This window comes from Ornithinimicrobium sp. INDO-MA30-4 (assembly GCF_021535045.1).
Classification (GTDB): Bacteria; Actinomycetota; Actinomycetes; order Actinomycetales; family Dermatophilaceae; genus Ornithinicoccus.
Window position 1 is genome coordinate 2,351,521 of sequence record NZ_CP091056.1, and the last position, 25,749, is coordinate 2,377,269.

The 25,749-nt window shown below is 60.3% G+C and carries 19 protein-coding genes, 3 rRNA genes and 6 pseudogenes; 15 read left to right on the forward strand and 13 right to left on the reverse strand.

Going from position 1 to position 25,749, the window contains the following annotated elements:
- Positions 1 to 111: 111 nt before the first annotated feature.
- From L0A91_RS14155 to L0A91_RS14180, 6 genes are all read left to right on the forward strand, one after another.
- A complete protein-coding gene (locus L0A91_RS14155) occupies positions 112 to 306 on the forward strand; it encodes a hypothetical protein (protein ID WP_235245011.1) in 195 nt (64 codons plus the stop codon).
- Positions 307 to 704: 398 nt separating this feature from the next.
- Positions 705 to 2,224: ribosomal RNA gene (locus L0A91_RS14160) — 16S ribosomal RNA — on the forward strand.
- A gap of 502 nt (positions 2,225 to 2,726) precedes the next feature.
- Positions 2,727 to 5,846, forward strand: a 23S ribosomal RNA gene (locus tag L0A91_RS14165).
- 174 nt (positions 5,847 to 6,020) lie between these two features.
- Positions 6,021 to 6,136, forward strand: a 5S ribosomal RNA gene (rrf, locus tag L0A91_RS14170).
- The 16S, 23S and 5S rRNA genes sit together here, the layout of an rRNA operon.
- A 258-nt stretch (positions 6,137 to 6,394) precedes the next feature.
- Complete coding sequence (locus L0A91_RS14175; RefSeq protein WP_311197852.1) at positions 6,395 to 7,216, forward strand: NAD(P)-binding oxidoreductase; 822 nt, start codon at positions 6,395 to 6,397, stop codon at positions 7,214 to 7,216.
- 185 nt (positions 7,217 to 7,401) lie between these two features.
- Positions 7,402 to 7,734, forward strand: a complete 333-nt coding sequence (locus L0A91_RS14180) for a hypothetical protein (protein WP_235245012.1) — start codon at positions 7,402 to 7,404, stop codon at positions 7,732 to 7,734.
- 35 nt (positions 7,735 to 7,769) lie between these two features.
- Here L0A91_RS14180 and L0A91_RS20075 read toward each other — a convergent pair.
- A pseudogene (locus L0A91_RS20075) lies at positions 7,770 to 7,871 on the reverse strand (hypothetical protein); the annotation flags it as partial.
- Between the two features lie 122 nt (positions 7,872 to 7,993).
- Positions 7,994 to 8,671 carry a hypothetical protein gene (locus tag L0A91_RS14190; protein ID WP_235245015.1) on the reverse strand — a complete coding sequence of 226 codons (678 nt, stop codon included), beginning with the start codon at positions 8,669 to 8,671 and terminating at the stop codon, positions 7,994 to 7,996.
- Positions 8,672 to 8,736: 65 nt separating this feature from the next.
- On the opposite strand from L0A91_RS14190, the pseudogene L0A91_RS14195 reads away from it, so the two are divergent.
- The 3 genes and pseudogenes from L0A91_RS14195 to L0A91_RS14205 all read left to right on the forward strand — a co-directional run bounded on the left by L0A91_RS14195 (position 8,737) and on the right by L0A91_RS14205 (position 11,948).
- A pseudogene (locus L0A91_RS14195) lies at positions 8,737 to 10,397 on the forward strand (FAD-binding dehydrogenase).
- On the forward strand, positions 10,394 to 10,900 hold the full coding sequence (locus tag L0A91_RS14200) for an NUDIX hydrolase (RefSeq protein ID WP_235245016.1): 507 nt from the start codon (positions 10,394 to 10,396) through the stop codon (positions 10,898 to 10,900). The pseudogene L0A91_RS14195 and the gene L0A91_RS14200 overlap by 4 nt, the downstream one beginning before the upstream one ends.
- Before the next feature lie 100 nt (positions 10,901 to 11,000).
- Positions 11,001 to 11,948, forward strand: a complete 948-nt coding sequence (locus L0A91_RS14205) for a hypothetical protein (RefSeq protein WP_235246642.1) — start codon at positions 11,001 to 11,003, stop codon at positions 11,946 to 11,948.
- Between the two features lie 22 nt (positions 11,949 to 11,970).
- On the opposite strand, the gene L0A91_RS14210 is transcribed toward L0A91_RS14205, so the two are convergent.
- The 5 genes and pseudogenes from L0A91_RS14210 to L0A91_RS14230 form a co-directional block, all read right to left on the reverse strand.
- Positions 11,971 to 12,948: an NAD(P)H-quinone oxidoreductase gene (locus L0A91_RS14210; RefSeq protein WP_235245017.1), complete on the reverse strand. Its 978-nt coding sequence runs from the start codon at positions 12,946 to 12,948 to the stop codon at positions 11,971 to 11,973.
- Between the two features lie 9 nt (positions 12,949 to 12,957).
- Complete coding sequence (locus L0A91_RS14215; protein WP_235245018.1) at positions 12,958 to 13,677, reverse strand: adenosylcobinamide-GDP ribazoletransferase; 720 nt, start codon at positions 13,675 to 13,677, stop codon at positions 12,958 to 12,960.
- Entirely contained in the window at positions 13,674 to 14,363 is a 690-nt protein-coding gene (locus L0A91_RS14220) for a nicotinate-nucleotide--dimethylbenzimidazole phosphoribosyltransferase (RefSeq protein ID WP_397333879.1), read from the reverse strand. Before L0A91_RS14220 ends, L0A91_RS14215 begins: the two co-directional genes overlap by 4 nt.
- Positions 14,264 to 14,764, reverse strand: a complete 501-nt coding sequence (locus tag L0A91_RS20080) for a nicotinate-nucleotide--dimethylbenzimidazole phosphoribosyltransferase (protein WP_397333742.1) — start codon at positions 14,762 to 14,764, stop codon at positions 14,264 to 14,266. Before L0A91_RS20080 ends, L0A91_RS14220 begins: the two co-directional genes overlap by 100 nt.
- 81 nt (positions 14,765 to 14,845) lie before the next feature.
- Positions 14,846 to 16,184, reverse strand: a pseudogene (locus tag L0A91_RS14230) (NupC/NupG family nucleoside CNT transporter).
- An 83-nt stretch (positions 16,185 to 16,267) separates the two neighbouring features.
- Between L0A91_RS14230 and L0A91_RS14235 the strand changes: the two are divergent.
- Positions 16,268 to 17,068 (forward strand): transglutaminase family protein, encoded by an 801-nt coding sequence (locus L0A91_RS14235; RefSeq protein ID WP_235245021.1) that lies wholly within the window; start codon positions 16,268 to 16,270, stop codon positions 17,066 to 17,068.
- A gap of 26 nt (positions 17,069 to 17,094) precedes the next feature.
- On the opposite strand, the gene L0A91_RS14240 is transcribed toward L0A91_RS14235, so the two are convergent.
- The 4 genes and pseudogenes from L0A91_RS14240 to L0A91_RS14260 form a co-directional block, all read right to left on the reverse strand.
- Positions 17,095 to 17,934, reverse strand: a complete 840-nt coding sequence (locus L0A91_RS14240; protein WP_235245022.1) for a transglutaminase family protein — start codon at positions 17,932 to 17,934, stop codon at positions 17,095 to 17,097.
- Positions 17,935 to 17,937: 3 nt separating this feature from the next.
- Positions 17,938 to 18,848: pseudogene (locus tag L0A91_RS14250) on the reverse strand (alpha-E domain-containing protein).
- A gap of 6 nt (positions 18,849 to 18,854) precedes the next feature.
- Positions 18,855 to 20,454, reverse strand: a pseudogene (locus L0A91_RS14255) (circularly permuted type 2 ATP-grasp protein).
- 35 nt (positions 20,455 to 20,489) lie between these two features.
- Positions 20,490 to 20,977: pseudogene (locus L0A91_RS14260) on the reverse strand (aminoacyl-tRNA deacylase).
- Positions 20,978 to 21,130: 153 nt separating this feature from the next.
- On the opposite strand from L0A91_RS14260, the gene L0A91_RS14265 reads away from it, so the two are divergent.
- The 5 genes from L0A91_RS14265 to L0A91_RS17720 all read left to right on the forward strand — a co-directional run bounded on the left by L0A91_RS14265 (position 21,131) and on the right by L0A91_RS17720 (position 23,353).
- A complete protein-coding gene (locus L0A91_RS14265) occupies positions 21,131 to 21,697 on the forward strand; it encodes an alpha/beta hydrolase (protein WP_235245025.1) in 567 nt (188 codons plus the stop codon).
- 58 nt (positions 21,698 to 21,755) lie between these two features.
- Positions 21,756 to 22,028: a DUF4333 domain-containing protein gene (locus L0A91_RS14270; RefSeq protein ID WP_235245026.1), complete on the forward strand. Its 273-nt coding sequence runs from the start codon at positions 21,756 to 21,758 to the stop codon at positions 22,026 to 22,028.
- 452 nt (positions 22,029 to 22,480) lie between these two features.
- Entirely contained in the window at positions 22,481 to 22,891 is a 411-nt protein-coding gene (locus tag L0A91_RS14275; protein ID WP_235246644.1) for a DUF2334 domain-containing protein, read from the forward strand.
- A gap of 103 nt (positions 22,892 to 22,994) precedes the next feature.
- Entirely contained in the window at positions 22,995 to 23,228 is a 234-nt protein-coding gene (locus tag L0A91_RS14280; RefSeq protein ID WP_235245027.1) for a hypothetical protein, read from the forward strand.
- A 2-nt stretch (positions 23,229 to 23,230) separates the two neighbouring features.
- Complete coding sequence (locus tag L0A91_RS17720) at positions 23,231 to 23,353, forward strand: hypothetical protein (protein WP_260115237.1); 123 nt, start codon at positions 23,231 to 23,233, stop codon at positions 23,351 to 23,353.
- Between the two features lie 83 nt (positions 23,354 to 23,436).
- Here the strand turns inward: L0A91_RS17720 and L0A91_RS14285 are convergent, their stop codons facing one another.
- Both L0A91_RS14285 and L0A91_RS14290 read right to left on the reverse strand, forming a co-directional pair.
- On the reverse strand, positions 23,437 to 24,534 hold the full coding sequence (locus L0A91_RS14285) for a hypothetical protein (protein WP_235245028.1): 1,098 nt from the start codon (positions 24,532 to 24,534) through the stop codon (positions 23,437 to 23,439).
- A 249-nt stretch (positions 24,535 to 24,783) separates the two neighbouring features.
- A complete protein-coding gene (locus tag L0A91_RS14290) occupies positions 24,784 to 25,728 on the reverse strand; it encodes a pyridoxal phosphate-dependent aminotransferase (RefSeq protein ID WP_235245029.1) in 945 nt (314 codons plus the stop codon).
- Positions 25,729 to 25,749 lie beyond the last annotated feature (21 nt).

Below are 25,749 nucleotides of genomic sequence, written 5' to 3' on the forward strand. Positions count from 1 at the left end.
GCCGCCTTGCGTGATTCCCATGTCGCAAATGTATCGCTTGGCGATGGCGGACCCTGTCAGTACGCCTCGCGCGGAGTCGTCCACAGGGCCGGGCACCGCGAGGAGACAGTTGTGCAAGCTGCCTGTTGCCTCACGTCAATGTGCGGTTTGCTGGCATGGTCACACGACCCGGTCATCCGACACACCGCAACTGAAGTGGCCGATTTCTCGGTCTTGCTCCACCGATCCAGCTTTGCCCTGGTGATCGACTTGCGCGTACTCATCGCTAGCTCCATCCCCGCTGCTTACCCGCCCTTGAGTCTTTAGATGAGTGGACCACCCTCCCACGCGAGCATTTACGAGGGGTCAACGCGGCGGTTTGGCGCTGCGCCTAGTCGCGTGTAGTGTTGCTCTTCGCCGCAGGACGCGTTCCTACGGTTTGGTCAATCTGACCACAACCTCTTCGAAGAGCAGCCGGAAACGGTGACTTGCAGAAGACGTCGTGATCAGTTAGGCTAGAGAGGTTGCCCCATTTGGTGTTGCAAACTGTTTGTTTGTGGTGTTTTTGGTGTGTGTCCGATTTTTGAGAACTCAACAGCGTGCTAAAAAATGATGCCAAGTTTGTTTAGTTGGCCGTGTTTTCCTCCCCGGGGAAATTGTGGTCAGCGATTTTGTAGTTTTTTATAGTTGGGTATTGAACTTCTCTTGTTAAAAGAGTTTGTTTTTTTACGGAGAGTTTGATCCTGGCTCAGGACGAACGCTGGCGGCGTGCTTAACACATGCAAGTCGAACGATGATCTGCCAGCTTGCTGGTGGTGATTAGTGGCGAACGGGTGAGTAACACGTGAGTAACCTGCCCTTGACTCTGGGATAACGCTGGGAAACTGGTGCTAATACTGGATATGACTCCGCATCGCATGGTGTGGGGTGGAAAGTTTTCGGTCAAGGATGGACTCGCGGCCTATCAGCTTGTTGGTGAGGTAATGGCTCACCAAGGCGACGACGGGTAGCCGGCCTGAGAGGGTGACCGGCCACACTGGGACTGAGACACGGCCCAGACTCCTACGGGAGGCAGCAGTGGGGAATATTGCACAATGGGCGAAAGCCTGATGCAGCGACGCCGCGTGAGGGATGACGGCCTTCGGGTTGTAAACCTCTTTCAGCTCTGAAGAAGCGAAAGTGACGGTAGGAGCAGAAGAAGCACCGGCTAACTACGTGCCAGCAGCCGCGGTAATACGTAGGGTGCGAGCGTTGTCCGGAATTATTGGGCGTAAAGAGCTTGTAGGCGGTTTGTCGCGTCTGCTGTGAAAGCCCGGGCTTAACCCGGGTCTGCAGTGGGTACGGGCAGGCTAGAGTGTGGTAGGGGAGACTGGAATTCCTGGTGTAGCGGTGGAATGCGCAGATATCAGGAGGAACACCGATGGCGAAGGCAGGTCTCTGGGCCATTACTGACGCTGAGAAGCGAAAGCATGGGGAGCGAACAGGATTAGATACCCTGGTAGTCCATGCCGTAAACGTTGGGCGCTAGGTGTGGGTCACATTCCACGTGATCTGTGCCGCAGCTAACGCATTAAGCGCCCCGCCTGGGAGTACGGCCGCAAGGCTAAAACTCAAAGGAATTGACGGGGGCCCGCACAAGCGGCGGAGCATGCGGATTAATTCGATGCAACGCGAAGAACCTTACCAAGGCTTGACATATACCGGACGCATTCAGAGATGGGTGTTCCCTTTGGGTCGGTATACAGGTGGTGCATGGTTGTCGTCAGCTCGTGTCGTGAGATGTTGGGTTAAGTCCCGCAACGAGCGCAACCCTCGTTCTATGTTGCCAGCACGTGATGGTGGGGACTCATAGGAGACTGCCGGGGTCAACTCGGAGGAAGGTGGGGATGACGTCAAATCATCATGCCCCTTACGTCTTGGGCTTCACGCATGCTACAATGGCCAGCACAAAGGGCTGCGATACCGCGAGGTGGAGCGAATCCCAAAAAGCTGGTCTCAGTTCGGATTGGGGTCTGCAACTCGACCCCATGAAGTTGGAGTCGCTAGTAATCGCAGATCAGCAACGCTGCGGTGAATACGTTCCCGGGCCTTGTACACACCGCCCGTCAAGTCACGGAAGTCGGTAACACCCGAAGCCGGTGGCCTAACCCCTTGTGGGAAGGAGCCGTCGAAGGTGGGACTGGTAACTGGGACTAAGTCGTAACAAGGTAGCCGTACCGGAAGGTGCGGCTGGATCACCTCCTTTCTAAGGAGCACTTCACACCAATTAAGCAACTACTTCCCGTTATGGGTCTTGTGGTTGTGGTGAGAAGGTAGTTACTTTCCACGGCGAGTGTTCGTGGGGTGACTGCTCAAGGGTGGAACATCATTTAGTTCATGCCGGCCGTGTGGCCTGGTGCTAGTACAACCCGAAGATGTTCACAGTTTTTGCTGTGGGTGTTGGTGTGGTGTGGAACGTGTCTGGGTTATGGGGTGTGGTGTGTAGCACGTTGTTGGGTCCTGAGGGATCGGCCACGATGAGTGGTTGGTTGCTTAGGCCACTAAACAAGTCTGTGAGTACACAGCTGTGGCAGTCAGGTCTTCCCTTTGGGGAGGGTGTGGTTGTTGGGGTTGTTGGGAAGCAGGGTTTGGTGGTTGGGGCCTTAACTGTTCAACAAACCACTCACGTGTGTGGGTAGGTGTTGGGTTGGGTTGAGGTTCTGTTTGTATGTTGAGAACTGCACAGTGGACGCGAGCATCTTTGTGAACTTTAAGTTTTTAAGGGCACACGGTGGATGCCTTGGTACCAGGAACCGAAGAAGGACGTAGGAATCTGCGATAAGCCTCGGGAGTCGATAACCAGACATTGATCCGAGGATTTCCGAATGGGGAAACCCGGCTGGATTCATCTCCAGTTACTCCTGCCTGAATATATAGGGCAGGTAGAGGGAACGTGGGGAAGTGAAACATCTCAGTACCCACAGGAAGAGAAAACAATAGTGATTCCGTGAGTAGTGGCGAGCGAAAGCGGATCAGGCTAAACCGGTCATGTGTGATAGCTAGTAGGCGTTGCATGGTCGGGGTCGTGGGACATACCAGTTCTGAGTCTACTAACTCAGTGCGGAGTAAAAAATCATGTGCATAGGCGAGACGTTTGGAAAAACGTGGCATAGAGGGTGAGACCCCGTAGCTGAAATGTGTGTGACTTCGTTGGTTTGTTCCCAAGTAGTACGGGGCTCGAGAAATCCGTGCGAATCTGGCAGGACCACCTGCTAAGCCTAAATATTCCTGGTGACCGATAGCGAACAAGTACCGTGAGGGAAAGGTGAAAAGTACCCCGGGAGGGGAGTGAAATAGATCCTGAAACCGTGTGCTTACAATCCGTTGGAGCTGGACTGCGGTCTGGTGACAGCGTGCCTTTTGAAGAATGAGCCTGCGAGTTAGTGCTCAGTGGCGAGGTTAACCCGTGTGGGGAAGCCGTAGCGAAAGCGAGTCCTAATAGGGCGTTTGAGTCGCTGGGTCTAGACCCGAAGCGGAGTGATCTATCCATGGCCAGGTTGAAGCGCCGGTAAGACGGCGTGGAGGACCGAACCCACTTAGGTTGAAAACTGAGGGGATGAGCTGTGGATAGGGGTGAAAGGCCAATCAAACTCCGTAATAGCTGGTTCTCCCCGAAATGCATTTAGGTGCAGCGTCACGTGTTTCTTTCCGGAGGTAGAGCTACTGGATGGCTAATGGGCCTCACCAGGTTACTGACGTCAGCCAAACTCCGAATGCCGGAAAGTGAGAGCGTGGCAGTGAGACTGCGGGGGATAAGCTTCGTAGTCGAGAGGGAAACAGCCCAGATCATCAGCTAAGGTCCCTAAGCGTGTGCTAAGTGGGAAAGGATGTGGAGTTGCTGTGACAACCAGGAGGTTGGCTTAGAAGCAGCCACCCTTTAAAGAGTGCGTAATAGCTCACTGGTCAAGTGATTCCGCGCCGACAATGTAGCGGGGCTCAAGCACACCACCGAAGCTATGGCATTGATACATTGCCCGGCTACCCAACGTGTTTGGGTGGTCCAAGCGTATTGATGGGTAGGGGAGCGTCGTGTGGCGAGTGAAGCGGCGGAGTGATCCAGTCGTGGATGCCACACGAGTGAGAATGCAGGCATGAGTAGCGAAAGACGGGTGAGAAACCCGTCCGCCGAATATCCAAGGGTTCCAGGGTCAAGCTAATCTGCCCTGGGTAAGTCGGGACCTAAGGCGAGGCCGACAGGCGTAGTCGATGGACATCCGGTTGATATTCCGGAACCGGCGAAGAACCGCCCATGCTGAATCAGTTGATGCTAAACACCCAAAGCACGCGCGCTGAATCCTTCGGGATTCTTGTGTGTGGAGCGTGTGACCCGATTCTGTAGTAGGCAAGCGATGGAAGGACGCAGGAAGGTAGCCTCCGCGTGGCGATGGTTGTCCACGTCTAAGAGCGCAGGAACCGGGAGTGGTAAATCCGCCCGATATGTTCCGAGGCTTGATAGTGACCGCGTATGCGGAAGTAGGGTGATCCTATGCTGCCTAGAAAATTTCCTAGCGAGGTTCGAGCCGCCCGTACCCCAAACCGACTCAGGTGGATAAGTAGAGAATACTAAGGCGATCGAGTGAATCGTGGTTAAGGAACTCGGCAAAATGCCCCCGTAACTTCGGGAGAAGGGGGCCGGATACGTGAAACCACTTGCTGGTTAGCGTTGAAGGCCGCAGAGACCAGGGAGAAGCGACTGTTTACTAAAAACACAGGTCCGTGCGAAGTCGTAAGACGATGTATACGGACTGACGCCTGCCCGGTGCTGGAACGTTAAGGGGATGGGTTAATCAACTTTGGTTGGTGAAGCTCGGAACTTAAGCGCCAGTAAACGGCGGTGGTAACTATAACCATCCTAAGGTAGCGAAATTCCTTGTCGGGTAAGTTCCGACCTGCACGAATGGCGTAACGACTTCTCCACTGTCTCAACCGCGAACTCGGCGAAATTGCACTACGAGTAAAGATGCTCGTTACGCGCAGCAGGACGGAAAGACCCGGGACCTTTACTATAGTTTGGTATTGGTGTTCGAAACGGTTTGTGTAGGATAGGTGGGAGACTATGAAGCATGCACGCCAGTGTGTGTGGAGTCATCGTTGAAATACCACTCTGGTCGTTTTGGATTCCTAACCTCGGTCCGTGATCCGGATCAGGGACAGTGCCTGATGGGTAGTTTAACTGGGGCGGTTGCCTCCCAAAGAGTAACGGAGGCGCCCAAAGGTTCCCTCAGCCTGGTTGGTAATCAGGTTTCGAGTGTAAGTGCACAAGGGAGCTTGACTGCGAGACAGACATGTCAAGCAGACACGAAAGTGGGGACTAGTGACCCGACGGTGGCTTGTGGAAGCGCCGTCGCTCAACGGATAAAAGGTACCCCGGGGATAACAGGCTGATCCTGCCCAAGAGCTCATATCGACGGCATGGTTTGGCACCTCGATGTCGGCTCGTCGCATCCTGGGGCTGGAGTCGGTCCCAAGGGTTGGGCTGTTCGCCCATTAAAGCGGTACGCGAGCTGGGTTTAGAACGTCGTGAGACAGTTCGGTCCCTATCCGCTGCGCGCGTAGGAAACTTGAGAAGAGCTGTCCCTAGTACGAGAGGACCGGGATGGACGAACCACTGGTGTGTCAGTTGTCCTGCCAAGGGCACCGCTGATTAGCTACGTTCGGACGTGATAACCGCTGAAAGCATCTAAGCGGGAAGCACACTTCAAGATGAGGTTTCCATCAGGTTAATTCCTGGAGAGGCTCCCAGCTAGACTACTGGGTTGATAGGCCGGATGTGGAAGCACAGTAATGTGTGAAGCTGACCGGTACTAATAAGCCGATAACTTAAACAACAAAAATGCTACGCGTCCACTGTGGTTCCCGAGATACAAACAGGGAACCCCAACACACACCACACCACCACACCCAAAACAACCCCACAAGGTTGCACAACAGGGTGCCGGCAGGAGTAAACACTGTGTGTGTGAAGGGGTTTAACAACATCTGTTCGTAACACTCGACAACGTTACGGCGGTTATAGCGTCAGGAAACGCCCGGTCACATTCCGAACCCGGAAGCTAAGCCTGACAGCGCCGATGGTACTGCACTGGGAACGGTGTGGGAGAGTAGGACACCGCCGGACAACCATTCACAGTTTAGCCCCGCAAACCCCAACACATGTTGGGTGTTTGCGGGGCTAAACCCATTTATGGGGCCTGTTGGCGCAACATACTGCTGTCGCCGACGGACGGGGGTCCACTGGCGAGCCCGCAAATCTAGCCGCGGCATGGACGCAAGCATGTGTCAGGCTGCCGTTGTTTCCGCCTGATGAAATAGCAGGGCCGTGTATGTCGTTGACTTAAGACGAGGCACAAATCGGTTCGAAGATTGAGGTTTAGTAATGGCACGGATCATCATCCTTGGGGGACACGGCAAGATTGCACGGCTTGCGACGCCGAAGTTGGTGGCAGCGGGTCATGAGGTCACGTCTGTGGTTCGTAAGAGCGAGCAGGTGCCCACGATTGAGAGCCTGGGAGCCACCGCGGTTGTCGCTGACCTCAACGGGCGGGATGCCAAGAGTTTCGCGAAGTTGTTTGCGGCTCAAGACATCGTCGTGTGGTCTGCAGGTGCTGGCGGTGGATCACCGGAGCTGACTTACGCGATTGACCGCGATGCAGCGATAGCGTCCATGTCTGGTGCAGCGGAGGCTGGCCTAAAGCGTTATGTGATGGTGTCTTACTTCGGTGCCAGCCTCGCGCACGGTCTGTCGAGCGACCACAGTTTTTATCCCTACGCGCAGTCAAAGGCCGAGGCCGACAAGGCGCTACGAGACAGCGACTTGGACTGGACCGTCCTGGGTCCCAGTGCGTTGACGGACGATCCCGCGACTGGCGCCATCGAGGTGCAGGGAGCGGATGGCCGTGTCGGGACCGAGTTGGAGAACGACTCAGTATCTCGTGATGACGTGGCCTCGGTGATCGTTGCGGCGGTCGATCGTGATGATCTGATCGGGCATACCGTCAACTTCAACAACGGCACCAGCTCGATCCCGGAAGCCTTCGACTCTCTCCTGGCAGAGTTAACACCAACCGGGCCTAGCTCCCGCGTCATGACATCTTCGCCACCGCAGGTTCGATCCTGTGGTGGCGAATCTATGAGCCGAGCGCCATTGATCAGTGAGACGTCATCGAATTGCGGCGTGCCGGTGACGAGGTTGCTGTAGCTGAATCGCGTCAGTGAAGTGAGCCGGCAAGTGCTGGTGTAGTCGAGGATGTCGAACGAGTAGGGCTGCCCAGGCAGCTCTCCGGCGGTGTCTACACCCTCGGCATCTCGGTAGATGAAGTGGTTAAATAGGCCGCCGCCGGAGAACGTCCCCACGCCAATGTGATTGCCGTCTAGCGTCGGTCGGTGCATGTGACCATTGATTGTGACGCCGCTGACGTCGAGGTTCTCCAGAGCGTATGGCTCGTGGCTGATGACAATGTCGGGCTCGCGTCCGTCCGGGTCCGCTTCGATGGTGGCCTCAAGCACCTGCTCAAAGGAATCCAGGGCTACCTGCTGGTCGGCGCCGTAGTCGACGCCCTCCTCACCGAAATAGCGGACATCGTTGTATCCGACGATGCGCACGCCAGCAACCTCAGTTTCGTAGAACTCCCCGCGGTGGGCTCGACCAGCACCACGTTGGGGATTTCGTTCATCGCTCGCAGCATTGACTCGTCGTCGGGTGAGGTCGCATCGTGATTCCCGCCGACGTAGACATACGGCACCCCGAGCGATTCAATCCCGGCGAAGAGATCAGCGACCTCGGCCTCCTGGACCCGACCGAAGTTGATGATGTCTCCGGTGTCGATCACGGCCGTGATGTTCTGCTCGTCCACGATTTGCTTGATGAGCGGGTAGTAATTGACGCCGTGCAGGTCGGATACCAGCAGGAATCGCGCCGCTGGGGATGCATCTAGATCGTCAGGGGTGAACTCATTTCGTGCCGCCTCGCTTAGCGCTAGCAAGTTTTGCAGGTAGGGGCTGCCTGCTCTGCGCGACTGTTGAGGTCGGTCAGAACAGTGGTGGTGGCGCCGAACGTCGAGAGCAGACTCGTGGTGGTGAAGGTGGAGAAGTTCGACTGCCGGTAGGTCCGCAGGGCTGCGCCGCCAGGGAGCGCTAGGGCCACGCCGGTGGCTGTCACGACAGCGATGCCGGCTCGTCCCCAGCGGTGATGGCGACGGCCCAGCACCCATAAGGCAGCCAGCAGCGAACTGGTGACCAAGGCTCCAGCGCCAAATTTCCACACCACTTCGATGGCGCCCTCGCGCGCCGCCTCACCGATCTCCATCTCGCTGGGCTGGAAATCGTTAACGGTCACGCCCGGGCGATTGAGCACAGCGGCGGCCTCATCGCCCACCTGTGCTTGAGCATCGATCCCGAGAGCAGGCAATGGCCCATCAAAAGTCACGTTGATGTCGCCCAAAACCGTGGGGGTATGCACTGTGTTGGCCTGCGATGGAAGCGGCGAGAGCGAGAGATCCAGGCTAAACAACTGGGTTTCGACCGTCACCGGCCACAGCTTCGTCGTCGCAACTCCGCCGAGGACAGCAACGACCACCATCGCTAGGACAATGCCGGAGCGACGAAGCCATCTCAGAAGGGGCCGAACACGGGAATCGGCAGGTTTCGCATCCATCACCTCTGAGCCTACGTCGTAGCGGGCGAGTAGGTTGGGTACCTCAGAGATGTGGACGGAGTTTCATGGACGCAGACGTTGTGGTCGTTGGTGCCGGTTTGGCGGGTCTCGTTGCGACCGCTGAGTTGGTTGACGCAGGTAGATCGGTCGTCCTTGTCGATCAGGAGTCAACGGACTTTTTGGGCGGCCAGGCCTGGTGGTCTTTTGGGGGCCTTTTCCTGGTTGATACTCCCGAGCAGCGCCGGATGGGTATCAAGGACTCGGTGGATCTTGCCTGGGGAGACTGGCAGGGATCCGCTGGCTTTGATCGACTAGACGGGGCGAGCCCCCAGGACTATTGGGGCCGCCGATGGGCGAGGGCCTACGTCGAATGGTCTGCAGGTGAGAAGCGTTCGTGGCTGCGCAGCCGGGGCGTGTCCTTCTTCCCGGTCGTGGGCTGGGCCGAGCGGGGCGATGGCACTGCCACGGGCCACGGCAATTCCGTCCCACGTTTTCACGTCACCTGGGGCACCGGGCCAGGCGTCGTTGCGCCTTTCGAACGTGCCATTTGGGAGGGCGTAGCCAACCAAAGGTCGCATTGCGAGGTCGGCACCGGGTGACGGAGTTGATAACGACCAATGGCGTCGTGACCGGGGTCAGAGGTGAGCGGCTGGCGACGGACAAGAGCGCACGCGGCGTCCGCAGCACCCGCAGCGTCACCGGTGAGTTTGAGATCCACGCTTCTGCTGTCGTCATCGCCTCGGGCGGTATCGGCGCAAATCACGCGTTGGTGCGAGAGTTCTGGCCTGAGCGGCTGGGGACCCCGCCAGCAGACATGCTGACGGGCGTGCCTGCATACGTTGACGGTTCGATGTTGCGAGTTAGTGAGGATGCGGGTGCGCGCCTGGTCAATCGGGACCGAATGTGGCACTACGTTGAGGGCCTGGCCAACCACGATTCGGTATGGCCGGGGCACGGTATTCGGGTGCTCGCCGGGCCATCTGGTTTATGGGTTGATGCGCAGGGCCAGCGCCTGCCAGCACCGCTGTTTCCAGGCTTCGACACGCTCGGAACGCTGTCGCATCTGCGATCTACGGGACATGACTACTCGTGGTTCCTGCTCTCCAGCACAGTGCTGGGCAAGGAGTGGACCCTCTCAGGTTCGGAGCAAAACCCAGATCTCACTGGGAAGTCGATTGGAGACGTTCTGGGACGGGCCAGGAAGGACATGCCTGACCCCGTGCGGGCGTTCAAAGACGCGGGGATTGATCTGGTGACAGGCTCAACCGTGGCCGAGTTGGCTAGCAATATGAACGCATTGACCGGGGATAACCTGATTAGCTCGGCCGATCTGGGCAAACTCATCGTGTCTCGGGACGCGCAGGTCGCCAACGACTTCAGCAAGGATGCGCAGATCGCTGCGATTCACGAGGCCCGTCGGTATCGCGGCGATCGGTTGATCCGGACTGCAGCGCCGCACCGCTTCCTTGACTCTCAGCACCTCCCGCTCGTGGCTGCCCGTCTGCGAGTTGTCACGCGCAAAACTCTGGGTGGGATCCAGACTGACCTCTCCTCACGAGCCCTCGACAGCACAGGCGCACCGATCCGCGGTCTGTATGCCGCTGGCGAAGCGGCCGGATTCGGCGGCGGGGGAGTGCACGGCTACCGCTCCCTGGAGGGCACCTTCCTCGGTGGGTGCATGTTCTCCGGCAAGGCTGCCGCTCGCGGGGTGGTGGCAGACCAGTGACGACCTTTGAGGTGCTGAAACGCAAGGCGGGCACTGCAGCGTTGGTCGGCTTTCGGATGTTGCCGGGGCCAATTCGCCGCACCCTGGTGCGGGCAGGGACGCCGAACTACACCGTGGGGGCAGTATGTGCCATTGAGCACCAAGGCGCCGTGCTCATGTTGAGTCAGCCACATCGCAAGGGCTGGAGTCTGCCTGGAGGGCTTGTTGACCACGGTGGAACACCCGCGGAGGCTGTCGCCCGCGAGGTCTGGGAAGAGATAGGGCTGCGGATTGACCCTGGTGAGCCGGTCGCTTTTGGCGTCTATTCGGCGACCCAAAGTGTCGATGTCATCTTTCGTGTCCAGGTGAGTGAGCGGCCAGCGTTGAGTTTGGCCGCTGAAGCGCGCCGCTGCCGCTGGTGGGAAGTTGGCGAGAAGCCAGGCGTCGACCGGGAAACGCGTCAGATCCGGGATTTGTTTAACACGACTCAGACCGAGCCGCGAGAGGGCCGAGTGCTGAGTTGATGCTGACCTCACCGCTTTGGGCAAACGAGTCGGACCAGGCCGTTTGCGTGACTGAGATAGCGTTAGCCTCACGTGAACCATCTGGGAGGGTCTCTTGAGCGTGCCACGCTTTTTTGCAGTAGTTTGTGCCGCCGTGCTGTTAGCCGGATGCAGCACCTCATCGTCGGAGCCGAGCGACGGCACCGACAACAGTGCTGGCAGCAAAGTGGCAGTTCAGGATGATGCCGAAGTCACGACTGAAGCGCCCGAACCAGCCGAGTTGCCACGTGGTGGTCGAGAGATCTTCCCGGACTACCGCTTGTTCGGCTACTCCGGAGCCCCTGGGTCCGAAGCGCTGGGCCGACTGGGCATCGGTGACCTGGACGAGCGAGTCGTTGAGATGGAAGAACGCGGAGAAGAATTCGCTGGCGGCCGCGAGCAACTGCCGACCCTCGAGCTCATCGCCACCATCGTGCACCCAGTCGCTGGAGACGACGGCATGTTCCGCACCCGGGTGTCGGACGAGGTTGTCCAGGACTACCTCGATGCAGCACGCCGGCATGACGGCATCTTGCTCCTCAACATTCAGCCGGGGCGTGGTGACTTCATCGACGAGGTGAAGTACTGGGAAGAATTCCTCGTTGAGCCCGACGTTGGCGTGGCTCTCGACCCAGAATGGGCCATTGACGAGGGCCAGATCCCCGGCCAGGTCTATGGCCGAACGACCGGTGCCGAGTTGGATGAGGTCGCCGTGTACTTGGAAGACCTGGTTGCCGAGAACGACCTGCCGGAAAAGGTCATGGTGTATCACCAGGTGCACGTCGGAGTCGTCGAAAACGAAGATGACCTCAAAGAGCACGATGGGGTAGTGCTGATCAAGTCGGTGGACGGCATCGGTGATGCGCAATCCAAGATCGACACCTACAACGTGGTTAACGAAAACAAGCCGCCCCACGTCTATGCCGGCTTCAAGCTCTTCTACGAAGAAGACGCCGAATACGGCCCGATCATGACGGGCACCGAGGTGCTCGGCCTGACGCCTGAGCCGGAGTACATCCTGTTCGAGTGATCAACCGGCGGCCACCTCCAGCTCACATCAGTAGCAGGAGTTTGCCGATGTGCTGGCTAGCCTCAAGATCCCGGTGGGCGCGAGTGGCGTCGGCAAGTGGGTAGTGGCCGTCGATGATGGGGCGCACGCTGCCAGCCGCGATCTGTGGCCACACCTGCTCTCGAACGGCTGACACGATTTCGGCCTTCTCTGCGAGCGGCCGCGCTCGCAGAGAGGTGGCGATAATCCGACCGCGCTTGCTCAGCAGCAGGCCGATGGGCAGCTCGCCCTTAGCGCCGCCGAGCAAGCCGATCACGACGATCCGCCCAGCACTGGCGAGTGCTTTGACGTTCCGGCCAAGGTAGGCCGCGCCCACAACATCGAGTATGACGTCGGCTCCAGCGCCGTCGGTTGCCTCAAGCAGCGACTCGACAAAGTCTTGTTCGCGATAGTTGATCGTGATGTCGGCACCGAGCTGACGGCATACCTCAAGCTTCTTGTCGGAGCCAGCGGTGACCGCAACGCGGGCACCCAACGCGGACGCGATCTGGATCGCCATCGTGCCAATGCCACTGGAGCCACCATGGATCAGCACGGTCTCGCCAGCCTTCAGCCCCGCCTCGATGATCAAATTGCTGTAGACGGTGGCAACAACCTCGGGTAGAGCCGCAGCGTCCTGCACCGACACACCAGCGGGCAAGGGCAGCACGAGGGACGCATCAACGACGACCTTTTCGGCATAGCCACCGCCAGCCAGTAGGGCGCAAACTTCTTGGCCTACCTCCCACCCGGAGACCTCGCTACCCAACGCTGCGATTCGTCCGCTCACCTCGAGCCCAGGGAGTTCACTCGTGCCAGGCGGGGGCGGGTAGTGGCCCTTGCGCTGCATGACATCGGCCCGGTTGACTCCGGCAGCGACCACCTCAATGAGCACTTCGTTTGGTCCCGGCTCGGGGTCAGTCACCACGATCAGGGACAGATTCTCTGCTTCGCCAAACTCGCTAATCTCAATTGCTCGCATCTGTGGAGTCTAAAAGGCGAAGGCCACCAGAACGCTCACTTCAGCGGTCATGATCAGCAACCCATAGATATCGCCACTGAGCCGGCCAGCCAACCGACGGGCGGCCCACCAGGTGACCAGGGCGGTGATCCCTGACGCGACCAGCCAACCAAGCCAGGCTCCTGGCACCAAGAGCGTTGGTGCCGCAACGGCCAAACCCGCGGCTACCCGGCCCCACCCCAGCGTGCGCGCTTGGCCACCCAAACTGTCCTGCTCAAGCGTTGGATAGAGCCGCATCGGCACCAACACCAGGGCGCGGGCGACTACAGAAGCGACCAGCGGAGCCCACGGAGTCACCCCAGCCGCCAAAGCCGACCACATCAGCAGCATGGTGACTAGCGATGTGCCCAGGGCAAACGCGCCAACGTGCACATCTTTGAGGATGGCCGCGCGCTTTTCTGTCGGCACCGGCGCCAGCAAGGCGTCAGCGCTGTCGACAAGACCATCAAAATGTAGCCATCCCGTCAGCGCCCACCAGGCGGCAATAGCCAAAGCTGCCGAGACACCAGCATCCGTTGGCAGCAGAAGCACGAGGGAGACCAACGCACCAATGGCGTAGCCGGCAACCGGGAAGTATGCCGTCGCGCGGGCTAGAGCGCCGGGCTCCAGGTGGGGTTTGCTCGGCACCGGAAGCACGGTCAAAAATGACAGCGCAAGGCCAACAGCGCTGACTTCAGACCGAAGATTCATTCGGTGGGGACTCCTGCCTCGGCGAAGGTCTGCATTTCGCGCAGTGTGGCCGCGGCTGCCCGCAAGATCGGAATGGCTAACGCTCCACCAGTGCCTTCGCCCAGTCGCAGACCTAAATCCCAGAGTGGGCGCAAGCCCAGGTCAGCCAATTGGGCTCCGTGGCCGCGCTCGGCGCACCGGCCAGTGGCAACGAGATAGTCATTGACGGCAGGCGCGATCGACACGGCGATGAGTGCTGCGGCGGCCTCAACAAAACCATCGAGGACGATCACCCGCTGTTCGTCGGCGGTAGCCAACATCATCCCGACCATGGCTGCGATCTCGAAGCCACCAAACTCGGCCAACACTTCCACCGGGTCTTCAGCATGCGTCCGAGCCAAAGCTTCGGCAACGACCGCAATCTTGTGATCCAGGACGGCATCATCGATGCCGGTGCCCCGTCCGGTCACATCAGCAGGGTGGCGATCGAGAGCCCTGGCGGTGATGACCGCGGCAGCGGTGGTGTTGCCAATCCCGATTTCCGCCGGAACAACGAAGTCGGCTCCACCCGCGATCGCAGCGCGCGCAGCGTCCGCACCAGCACGGATCATCGCGACTGCTTCCGTGCCTGACATCGCGGGCCCAACACGCAGATTGTCTGTGCCTCGGCGAACCGCGACCTTGCGCAACTGTGGATGATCAGGCAGTTCGGCGTTGACGCCGCAGTCCAAGACGGCGACGTCAGCCCGCACTGATCGGGCAATCGCGCTAATCGCCGCACCCCGGTGCCTGCGGCGGTCGGCGCAAGGAGGCCCTGGATCATCGCTGCGGTGACGGCAGCAGGGAAGGCGCTCACCCCATCTGCAGAAACACCATGGTCGGCCGCAGCCACGATCACTGTGGCCCCATCTGGCGCGGGGCGCTCACTGCCCAAGATGGCGGCTAGCCGCACCGAGATGGTCTCTAACTCGCCAAGGGAGCCTGGGGGCTTGATCAGGGTCTGCTGGCGCTCCTCAGCCCGCTGTCGTGCCAGACCATTGACCAGATAGATCGAGGCGGCCAGTTCATCGAGCCACGCGCGGTCTTGGTCGCTGAGTGCCAATGTCATGAGGCCAGCCTAGAGCGCAGACAACTGATGCCCCGCCCGGAGTGTCCGGACGGGGCATCAAGAGTGGACCTGGTCGGGTCGCTAATTGATGAGTATGCCGGCGATTGCGGCGCTCATCAGGTTGGCCAGGGTTGCTGCGGCGATAGCGCGCAGGCCCATTCGGCGATGTCCGAGCGACGCTCGGGGCAATGCCGCCAAGGCCACCCAGCAGAATGCCGAGCGAGCCAAGGTTGGCAAAACCAGTCAATGCGAAGGTGATGATGGCCGAGGTCTTGGTGCTGAAGGTGTCAGCGATCGGACCAAAGTCAGCGAAGGCAACGAACTCGTTAACCACGATCTTTTGGCCGACGAAGCCACCAGCCTGCACGGCTTCTTCCCACGGCACACCGATCACGAACATCAGCGGTGCAAACACGTAGCCCAAGATCTGCTCGAAGGTCAGGGCGTCGATGCCAAACCAGCCACCGACAACACCCAAGATGAGGTTGACCAAGGCAATCAGCGAGATGAAGGCCAACAGCATCGCGCCGATGTTGAGGGCCAACTTGAGGCCTTCACCAGCACCACCAGCGGCGGCATCGATGACGTTGCGGTATTCGCTCTCGCCACCGGCTTCATCCTTGTCTTCGTCGTCATCGATCTTGGTGTCCGGCACCAGTCGCTGCACGACGCGCTCTCGGACCGTTGTCTGCGAGCGTGCGGTCTTGGCTTCTTCCTTACGGCGCACTCCGTCACTCACGACAGACGACTCAGCATCAGCCGCGTCCGGGTCGTCTTCGGGCACGATCATCTTGGCCATCAGCAAGGCGCCTGGGGCAGCCATGAAGCTAGCAGCGATGAGGTACTCCAGGGGAGCGCCCAGCAGTGAGTAGCCAACGAGCACGGAGCCCGCCACGGTGGAAAGGCCACCGACCATCACGGCGAAGAGAGCTGAGCGGGTCAAACCCTTGATATAGGGCTTAATGATCAGCGGAGCTTCGGTCTGGCCGACGAAGATGTTGGCCGCAGCGTTAACCGATTCGGCCTTGCCAGTGCCCAACACCTTTTGGATGGCTCCACCCAAAATGGCCACAAACTTTTGCAGGAAGCCCCAGTGATAGAGAACTGCGGTCAGCGACGCAAAGAAGATGATGACCGGCAGCACCTGGAAGGCGAAGATCAGGCCCTCTTCGGGGATGACCGGGCCAAACAAGAACCCGATACCTGCGTTCGAGGAGTTGATGATGGCTTGCACGCCACTGGCGGCATATTCAAGTCCACGTTGGCCAGCTGACCAGTAGAGGACGATGACGCCAAACAGGAGTTGCAAAGCGAGCGCGGCACCGACGGTGCGTAGGCGGATCGCCTTGCGATTGGTGGACAGCGCAAAAGCTAATCCGAGGAGTACGGCCATTCCTGCTAGGCCCCACAGCACGTCCATCGTGTTTAATCCCTTCGTTGGGTGGCCTCAGGCTAGCGGTCCCGCGTCCCTACGGGTAGCCAACGAGGTGAGACGATGCAGATATGCAACGTTCAGTCACCAGCGCCCTCCGAGCACAGATCACCTCACCTGCAGAAATTGCCTTGAGCGTAATGGTGTCGAAGCAGGCAAACCCAGTGCAGGAAACCCTGAGCATCACGGTCGATGGTGCCTCCGTTAAGGCGACGGAAGTGGAGGGCGCCCAGGGGTCGCGGTGGCATCTGCTCAAGGATGTGCCATCCGGCCAATTCGCCGTGGACTACCAAGCGGTGGTGGAGTCCGGTGGTGAATCCGCTGAATTGACGGCGATGGACCGCATCCACTGGATCCGCCCCAGCCGGTATGTCGATGTGGACCGACTCGAGAATGTGTCCCGTCAGTTGTTTGGCAACTACCAAGGCAAAGAGTTGGTCCTTGAGGTCGCTAACTACGTCAACGAGACGACCGCCTACATCCTGGGTTCATCCCGCGTCACTGACGGCGCCTCGGAGACCTTTATGTCCAAGTCCGGGGTATGCCGCGACTTTGCCCACCTCACGATCGCTTTCCTGCGGGCATGCGGAGTGCCGGCTCGTCTCGTGAGCGCTTACGCGCCAGGGCTGTCGCCGATGGACTTCCACGCCGTCGTTGAAGCACACGTTGAGGGGCAGTGGTTCGTCGTCGACCCAACTCGGTTGGCCCCACGTGCGTCCTTGGTGCGCATCGCGACAGGCGCCGACGCCTCAGAAACGGCCTTCCTGACCACGCACTCGGGCGGATTGCGGTTCAACAGCCTGAACGTCACGGCAGTGGCAATGCCGGGTCTGCTGCCCGACAACCACGACGACTTGATCAGCCTGGGATAACTCAGACTGATCAAGTGCGTGCGTGCTTAACTCAAACGAGTGAGCTCAACCTCGACGAACATCTTTGATGTCCCGGTGCCGGTGAAGATGCCACGCAGCGGTGGGACGTCACCGTATTGGCGGCCCTGGGCCACCTCAACGTGCCGATTGCCTGGCTGAATGTCATTTGTCGGGTCGGCGCCAATCCAGACGCCATCCCACCAACGCACCCAGGCATGCGACTCGCCCTTGTAGGGCACGCCAATCTCAGGCTCGCGTTTGGGCATCAAGTAGCCCGACACATACCCAGTAGGGATGCCGACCGAGCGCAAGCAGCCGATCGTCAGGTTGGCCATGTCCTGGCAGACGCCCTTGCGCTGATCCCAGGCCTCTTCAGCACGGGTGCTCACGCCGGTAGCGCCGCTGACGTAGTTCATGTCTTCGTGGATCAGGGCGGTCACCGCGCGGGCACAATCACCTGGTGTCGCCGACTCCTCGGCAATCTTGGCTACTCGAGCCAGCAACTCTTCACCAGGGTTGACCTGCGGGCTGAGCTGTAGGTATTCGCTCTTGTCCGCCTGCTCTTCGGCTGAGCGCAATTGCTCCCAGGTGAGGCTGTTGCCCTGCACTTCGGGGCGCTGGACGTCCACCGTGGCTGATGCCGTCACGGTCATCTCGGAGTGCTGGTCATGCACCTCAAAGGTGGTGACAGCGGTGCCCCAATAGTCGTTATAGGTATGCGTCCAGGCAGACGGGCTGATTTCGACCCGCGTGTGCAACACCTGCTGGTGCGGGGTCGTCTTCGGCGTCATCCGGGCTTCGTTGTAGGAAGCGCTCGCGTGACCGGCGTATTCGTAGCCGGTCTTGTGAACAATACGTAGCAACATCTGTTACCTCACCCCTGAGTGCCAGGTCACCGGGTTGGCCCCGACGAAGTATCGCTGAGCAACCGCGTCATTGGCCTCACTGCAGGTGCGCTGCAGCGAAGTCATCCGTGCGGGCAGGTCGCTCATCACGTCGGAGAGCGCGCGGAACTCCAACTCGGCACGTGCTCGACCGATCAAGCGCATGGCGTCTCCAGTGAACCCGGCTCGGCGCTCGCCGACGTCCAAGTTGACCAAGGCCGCTTCGGCCCGGTTCAAGGAGAAAACCAAAGAGCGCGGGAACAGTCGGTCCAGCAGCAAAACTCGGCTGCGTCGCGGGCCGACTCGGCGCCGCCATAGGTCCGAACAAAGGCGTGGTAGGCACCGCAAGCACGCAGTGTGGTCAGCCAGGCCTGTGGCGCATCAGCCGTGTATGCCGTGGCCTCAATCATTCGAGCCGTCATGTCGATCCGCTCGAGGCTGCGACCCAGCACCAAGAACTGCCAGCCTTGATCGTGGCTCATCGTCGAGTCGGCAATACCCGAAATCACTGCGCACCGTTCGCGCATCGTCTGGCAGGCCTGAGAAGGCCTAGCCCGCCGCAGGTGGCCACGCTGGATGATGTTCCAGGTGGTGTTGATGGCCTCCCACATCTCGGTGGAAACGATTTCGCGGGAGCGGCGTGCGCTCTCGCGGGCGCCCCAAAACGCCGACACCATGGAGGTCTGGGAGTCAGCGTCCCATCCCAACAAGCGCATGACGGAAGCCTGGTCAGTTTGGCCCTCGGGCTGAACGCCCATCACGGTGAGCAGCGCACGAGAGGCTGCTTCCTCGTCAACGACGGGGTCTTCTAGCAGCAGTTGCACGTGCACATCGAGCAGTCTCGAGGTGTCTTCGGCACGCTCCAGGTAGCGGCCGATCCAAAAGCGATTCCGCAATACGACTCAGCATGAGGACACCTCGTCACTGCTCTGTTGCTGTTGCTGTTGCTGTTCTTGTTCTGCTTGATTCGCGCCCACTAAAGACTCCTGCATCATCACTTGTGGCTCGGCCACCATCTCGACGGGCCGGGCCCGCGCAGTGACGCGCTGACGCTGACCGTCGCCGGCCAACACCCAGGTGTCCTTGGATCCACCACCGCGGCTGGAGTTCACGATGAGCTCGCCCTCGCCCATGGCAACGCGGGTCAACCCACCCGGCAGCACCCATACCTTGTTGCCGTCGTTGATGGCGAAGGGCCGCAGGTCCACATGACGCGGCCGTAGTTGATCGCCAACCATCGTTGGCACGGTGGACAACTGCACGACCGGCTGAGCAATCCATCCCCGAGGATCCGCGGTGACGGTCTTGCGCAACTGGTCCAGCTCGGCCTTGGTCGCCTGGGGGCCGATGACGATGCCCTTGCCGCCAGCCCCATCAACAGGCTTCACGACCAACTCATCGAGACGATCCATCACCTCTTCGCGATGGCTGGCCTCTTCGAGGCGCCAGGTGTCCACGTTGGGCAGGATCGGGTCTTCGCCCAGGTAATAACGAATGACGTCGGGCAGGTAGGTGTACATCAGTTTGTCGTCCACCACACCGTTGCCGACCGCGTTGGCAATGGTGACGTTGCCCGAGCGGGCCGCGTTGAGCAGCCCTGGGCAGCCAAGAGCGGAGTCGGACCGGAAATGCACTGGATCAAGGAAGTCGTCATCCACACGCCGATAGATCACGTGCACCGGATGCAGGCCGTGGGTGGTGCGGATCATCACGCGCCCGGCCTGGGCGACGAGGTCCCGCCCTCAACGAGGCGGCAGCCCATCAAGCGAGCCAGGAGTGAGTGTTCGAAGTAGGCCGAGTTGTAGGGCCCAGGGGTCAGCACCACGACGGTGGGGTTTGAGACACCGCTAGGGGCTGCGGCAAGCAGGGCTGCCAACAACTTTTGCGGGTATGACGCCACGGGACGAATCCGGTGGGTGCTGACCATCTCTGGCAGGGTCTGAGCCATCGCGCGCCGGTTGGTGAGCACGTAGGAGACGCCGGAGGGGATGCGCACGTTGTCTTCCAGGACGCGGAAGTTGCCTTCGCCATCGCGAATCAGGTCGATGCCCGACACGTGCACGCGGACGCCGTTCACCGGATCGATCCCGAACGCGGCCCGGTGGAAGTGACTAGATGAGCTCACCACATGTTTGGGCAAGATGTTGTCGGCGAAGATCTGGCCGGGGCCATAGACATCGGCCAGCAGCATCTCCAGTGCGTTGACCCGTTGCGCGACGCCCGACTCGACGTGGGCCCAAGCCTGAGCGTCGATGATGCGGGGCACGATGTCGAGCGGAAAGGGTCGTTCCTCGCCTTCGTAGTCGAAGGTCACACCTTGGTCGTGATAGGTCGAGGAGAGGTACTCCGAGCGCGATTGCAGATCTTCGCTACCGACGTCGCTTAGCCCGCTCGCCAGACGGCTGTAGGCCCCGCGATCTCTTCGGGGCCAGCCTCGTCAAAGGCGAACATTTCGTCGTGCTTATCCGCAGCGAGAGGATAGCCCTCATACAGTCCAGCCATACGCCGAGACTACCCACACCTAGGGACAGACCTGCTCATTTTTCCGGCGGTGGCGCGGGAGCCGTGACGTCAGCGACCAGCGCGTCGAGAGCTTCCAGAGCGTCTTTTGCCTGCACGGTGACTGCCTTACCGTGCTCACCGGCGCCCAGTGAGATCTTTCGTCCGGGCGGGCCAGCCAAGCTCTCATCGGCCACGACGGGCCAGGAGTGGTTGAGCCGAAGGGCGTGATCGTTCCGCGCTGGTAGCCGGTCGCGGTGAAAGCGACCTCAGCACTGGGCATCGAGAGCCGGTTCGTGCCAAGTGCTTGGCGCAACTTAGGCCACGAGATCTCTCGTCCACCGGGCACGAGGACAAAGAGGTAGTCACCCTCAGACCGGCGAATCACGAGAGTTTTGACTAAATCGGACTCGTTGACGCCGCGCTCAGCCGCTGCTTCGGCCAGGCTGCCAGCGCGCTCGTGGCTGGTGATGCTGTGATCCAGGCCTAGCGCTTCAGGTGCAGCGCGCGCACGGTCGTGACTCATGCCCCCACGGTAGCCACGTATCGTCTTGGGTATGTCTGGACCCGCCTCTGTCACCGGCGCCTCGCTGCGCTGGACTGCTGAACCGCCCGCGCCGCAGGCGGTGGCTCTGGTGCTACACGGTGGCCGAAAGCACGACACGGGGCCGACGAGTCCGTGGCAGCTAGCGGTCGCTCGCTTGCGACCTTTGCTTGGGCGATCGCACGCAGCGCCGGTGATCAGATGGCCGTCGTGAGCCTGCAATATGCCAAGCGGGGCTGGAACGCAGAGCGTGCGAGCCAGCAGGGGCGAGAGCCTGATCCCGTCGTCGACACCCGGTGGGCATTGGCGGTGATTCGCCAGCGCTACCCCGGGGTGCCGATCGCGTTGGTGGGGCATTCAATGGGCGGCCGAGTCGCCTTGCGGTTGGCCGACGCAGAGTCTGTTGCTGCAGTCGTGACGGTCGGGGCATGGGTGGAGAAGGCTGACGAACAACACTGGGGCAGGGTTGGCGGCACGCCCATGCTGCTGATCCACTCTCCGCAAGACCGAGTGACGGACCCGGCGGGCAGCGCATACGCTGCGATTGCCCTCTCGCAGCGTGGAGCCGATGCTCGTTACCTGGCGATCAATGGAGATAGCCACGGGATGGTTCGTCACCCTGGCCAGTGGCATAGTTCGGTCGCGGAGTATGTCGTGGCTCAACTGGTCGATGCCGGGGCAGGGCCATCGAGTGTTTCGTAGGATTGACTAATGATCGCTAAGCGACGCCCAATCCAGACCGCGCTAGCTGCGCCTCGCCGTGGGCGTTCTTTCTGGTTGCGGTCTGGAGTTAAGTGCGAACGAATTAGAGCCCAGCATCGTCCAGGCCCTATCCGGACAACAGATCTATGTCGAGTCGGTGGATTGCCCTGGGCCACTGGTGGGTGAACCGGGGGAGACTCTCAACTGCAGTATTAGCGGTGGAGCCAATGCCGAGGGGGTTGTCGTGACAGAAGTTCGCGTCGTCGTGACGAGCGTTGATGGCAAAGATATTCGGTATCGCCTGGAGCCGATTGCTGCTCCAGGGCGATAGAAATTCTCAGTAATCGGCAACCGCTGGTCAAGTCTTGTCTAATATTTTGCCGGATTTGGCGTGGGTCGACCGACTAGCCCACACCGGTTGCGCATAGGTACAAATCGAATGATGTGGTGAGTCTGCTGTGCCCCTTGGCGTCATCGCCTGGGTAAATATGGAGGATCGCTCCGCTTGGCTTATTTCTGTTGTGGCGCATGGGGATGCAGTTCGCGTTTGCCGCCGTCTTGGCGCGCAGGTTGCGGGAAAACGAGGGCGCACTCACGGGTGTACGGTTACCTCGGCGCCTTACGGAGGCCATTCCGGTCAAGCACTGGTCGGGTCCATCCTGGCTGGGAACCTGAAGCCAGGTGCTGTTCGAGAGTTCAACTAGTGACGCGTGTGCTCTCTCGTAGTAACTCTCGTGTGAGTTTTGGCTCCAAATAATTTTGCGCTAGGACTCCGTCTCATCAATTCGGCTAGAGGATGTCGGCCCCGAGGCTGACCCTGAGGGCCTCCGTGCTGTTGCCGACTATCTGGCCAGCGAAAACGTCCCTTTTCAAGTTGCCGTCATGCCGATCCACATCGCTCGGACGCCCGACGGTGAGGATTGGTACGGAGTGAGCTTGCTGGACCGTCCCGAGGTGGCGGATGCGTTGAAGTACATGCAGACACGCGGCGGCACCTTGATCCAACACGGGACCCCGCATCAATACGCCGATGTCGACAACCCCTACTCTGGGCGGACAGGAGAGGACTATGAGTTCTACCGGTACGGGTGCGCCCCAGATCAACTGCCGCCGTTCGAGTTCGAGGAGGCGTGCAAGATAGCTATATCCGTGAGATTGGCCCGGTTCCGTCCGATAGCGTTTCTGATCATATGAACCGAATTGAGGCGGGCCGCGAGGTGATGATCGAGGCTGGTCTGGGCGAGCCCACGGTTTTTGAACCCCCCACTATGCGGCCAGTCTCAACGCCTATGCAGCGATGACCGAGGTCTATGGGTCTAGGTATGAAAACTCACTCTATTTTGCTGGTGCGCTGTCTGGAATCAACTACGACGAGGGGATCGTGTACGGCCAGTACTTCCCGTATGTTGCGCACGACTTCTATGGCTCGACGGTTTATCCCGAGACCTTGGACAATATTTCAGAAGTAGAATTGAACAACCACGCGCCGCGAGACCCGGCCGTCTCTTGCAGCGTGCCGAAGCCAACTTGATCGTGCGCGAGTCGACCGCCAGCTTCTTCTTCCATCCCTACCTATCCATGGATTACCTGGAGGCAACGGTCGAGGGCCTTCAAGACATGGGCTACACGTTTGTGCCGGTCACTGATCGGAAGTGAGGTAACCGGGCGGGTGCGTGCGCTCATGGGGCATCATCGGCCCACACGTTCTCACTCGACCTTGTCGCGAAGGGCCGACAGGGCTAGTCCCACCAGTGCTGATCTGGCACGGGGTGGGAGAGAAAATGCGACATGGCCTGGGTGTAGGCATAGGCCCCGGTCTGGCCAAAGGCGAGCACGTCACCAGCCTGCAGGTCGACCGGCAATTCAGCTGTGCCAACACGGTCCAGCGACGTGCACAAAGGCCCGGCCAAAGTGTATGACGTGGTGTCGCCTTCGCGATCCAACGCAGTGACTGGGAAGGACTGCCCCGTCAGCAGGGGACGGAGCAAGTGGTTGATGCCACCCTCGAGCATGGCGAAGCGCACGCCCCGGCTCTCCTTCACCCGGACAACTCGCGTGAGATAAATGCCGACTGGGGCAGAGAGCCAACGGCCTGGCTCAAGCAGCAACTCGCCAGCAAACCATGGGTTGGCGTCGAGCAGACGGCCCAGTCCCGATCCCAAGGCATGGATATCCAGCGAAGGTTCATTCGCGGCATACCGAACGCCCAGGCCGCCACCGATATCGATAAGTTCCAGGTCGATACCGTGGCGTTCGTGCATGCCCTGGGCGATGCGCAGGGCCGTGCGGTGATTGGCTAGGAGTTGGCCTGGATCGAGTTCGTTGCTGGCTGCGAACACTTGAAGGCCGGTGATGAGGACCCCGTCATAAGCGGCCGCCATCTGCAGGAACTCATCGAGTTGTTCCTCGTCAACGCCGAATGCTGATGGTCCAGAGCCACCGATGATCGAGGTGCCTTCCACGATGCCTGAGGCCGGGTGGACCCGAACGCTGACGCGCAAGGGTGCCTCTTCGGTGTGGAGCTCATTGAGCCGAGCAACGTCCTCAATCCCGTCCACTTGCACTCGCGCCCCGGCATACAGGGCGGCCTGCAGATCCCGGTGAGTTTTGGCTGGGCCGGCCACGACCATGGCGCTGCCCGTGCCGCCAGCCCCCAAGACCGCTGAGATCTCACCAGCAGAGGCGCAATCAAACCAAGCCCCTTCGCGGACGAAGGTCTCCAACAGCGGGGCACCCGGGTTGGACTTCACCGCGTAGGCCAGTCGCACTCGTGCCGGTAGTGCTGCGCGCAACCGGCGATAGCGCTCCGGGCCATGCCCAGCGAGTACACGAAGCACGGCGATGAATACTGCTTCGCTGCCTTGAGCATGTCCGCTTCGGTGAAGGCGTACAGATCTTCTTGTGGCTTGGTCAACATTGCCTCTCCCACCAGGGCGCGAGCCGCGCTAGGCCGTCATGAAGTGTGTCAAAAGAACCGCCCAGGCTGACCCGAACGTAGTGCTGACCCGCTGGCCCGAAGGCTGAACCCGGGACGACCAGGACCTTGCCTTCATCTCGAACCCGCAGGATGAAGGCGCTCGGGTCCGCTACTGCCCAGGGGGCAGTTCGAGCCAGTGATAGAACCCCGCTTGTGCTCGGCGGGCCGAATGTAGGGCGAGCGGGCTGTTGGCCAAGACCTCCCAGCGGGCTCGCACCTGGTCCCGAGATTCGGTCAACACCTCAGCTGAGTGTGAGACGAGCGCGGCGGCGGCTATTTGACTGGGTCGAGCCGGTGCAGTGTTCATCGCGTTGTGGATCAGCCGGGCTGGGGCCAAGAGCGTGGCAGGCCCGGTGACCCAGCCAACTCGAAGCCCGGGGGCGGCCCAGCCCTTGCTGACTGACTCAAGCACCAGTGCCGTTTTGCTGACCTCGCGGACCGAGGGTTGGAGGTGATCGAGCCACAACTCCCGATAGACCTCATCGCTGAGGAGCGGAACTCCTCGTTGATCGCAGTGTTGAGCCACTCGGTTGAGCATCTGGGCGCTCGCTGCCCCGCCGGTGGGATTGGCTGGGTGGCCAATCACCACCAGCGACGGACGGGACGCCGAGTTGAGTGCATTGATCAGGGAGTTGGCATCTAGCTCGTGAGCCGTGCCCAAGGGGTAACGAATGGCCGTGGCACCAGCAAGGGTGGCTAACGTCTCGTAGGCAGGGAAGCCAGGGTCGGGGATCAGGACCTGCGAGCCTGGCTCGACATGAGCTTGAAAGACCGCGAACATGCCGGCCTGACTGCCAGCGGTCACCATGATCTGGTCGGCATCCACCCCGGTGTAGTCGACGAGTGCTGTTGTTAGATCTGGAATGCCGGTATTGGGCCCATAGGCGCATTGCTGCACCGTGGCACTCCAGGCAGCCAACGACTCCCTAGCGACGGACGGGAAGTCCCAGCCTGGCTCGCCGAGCGCCAGCGAGATCGCATCGGCCGGAGCGCCCGCAGCGATTGCTCGAATGGGCGAGGTCGTTAACCCCGCCACTCTTGCAGCGGCGCTCACCGCAGTGCGTCTTCTAGCAGC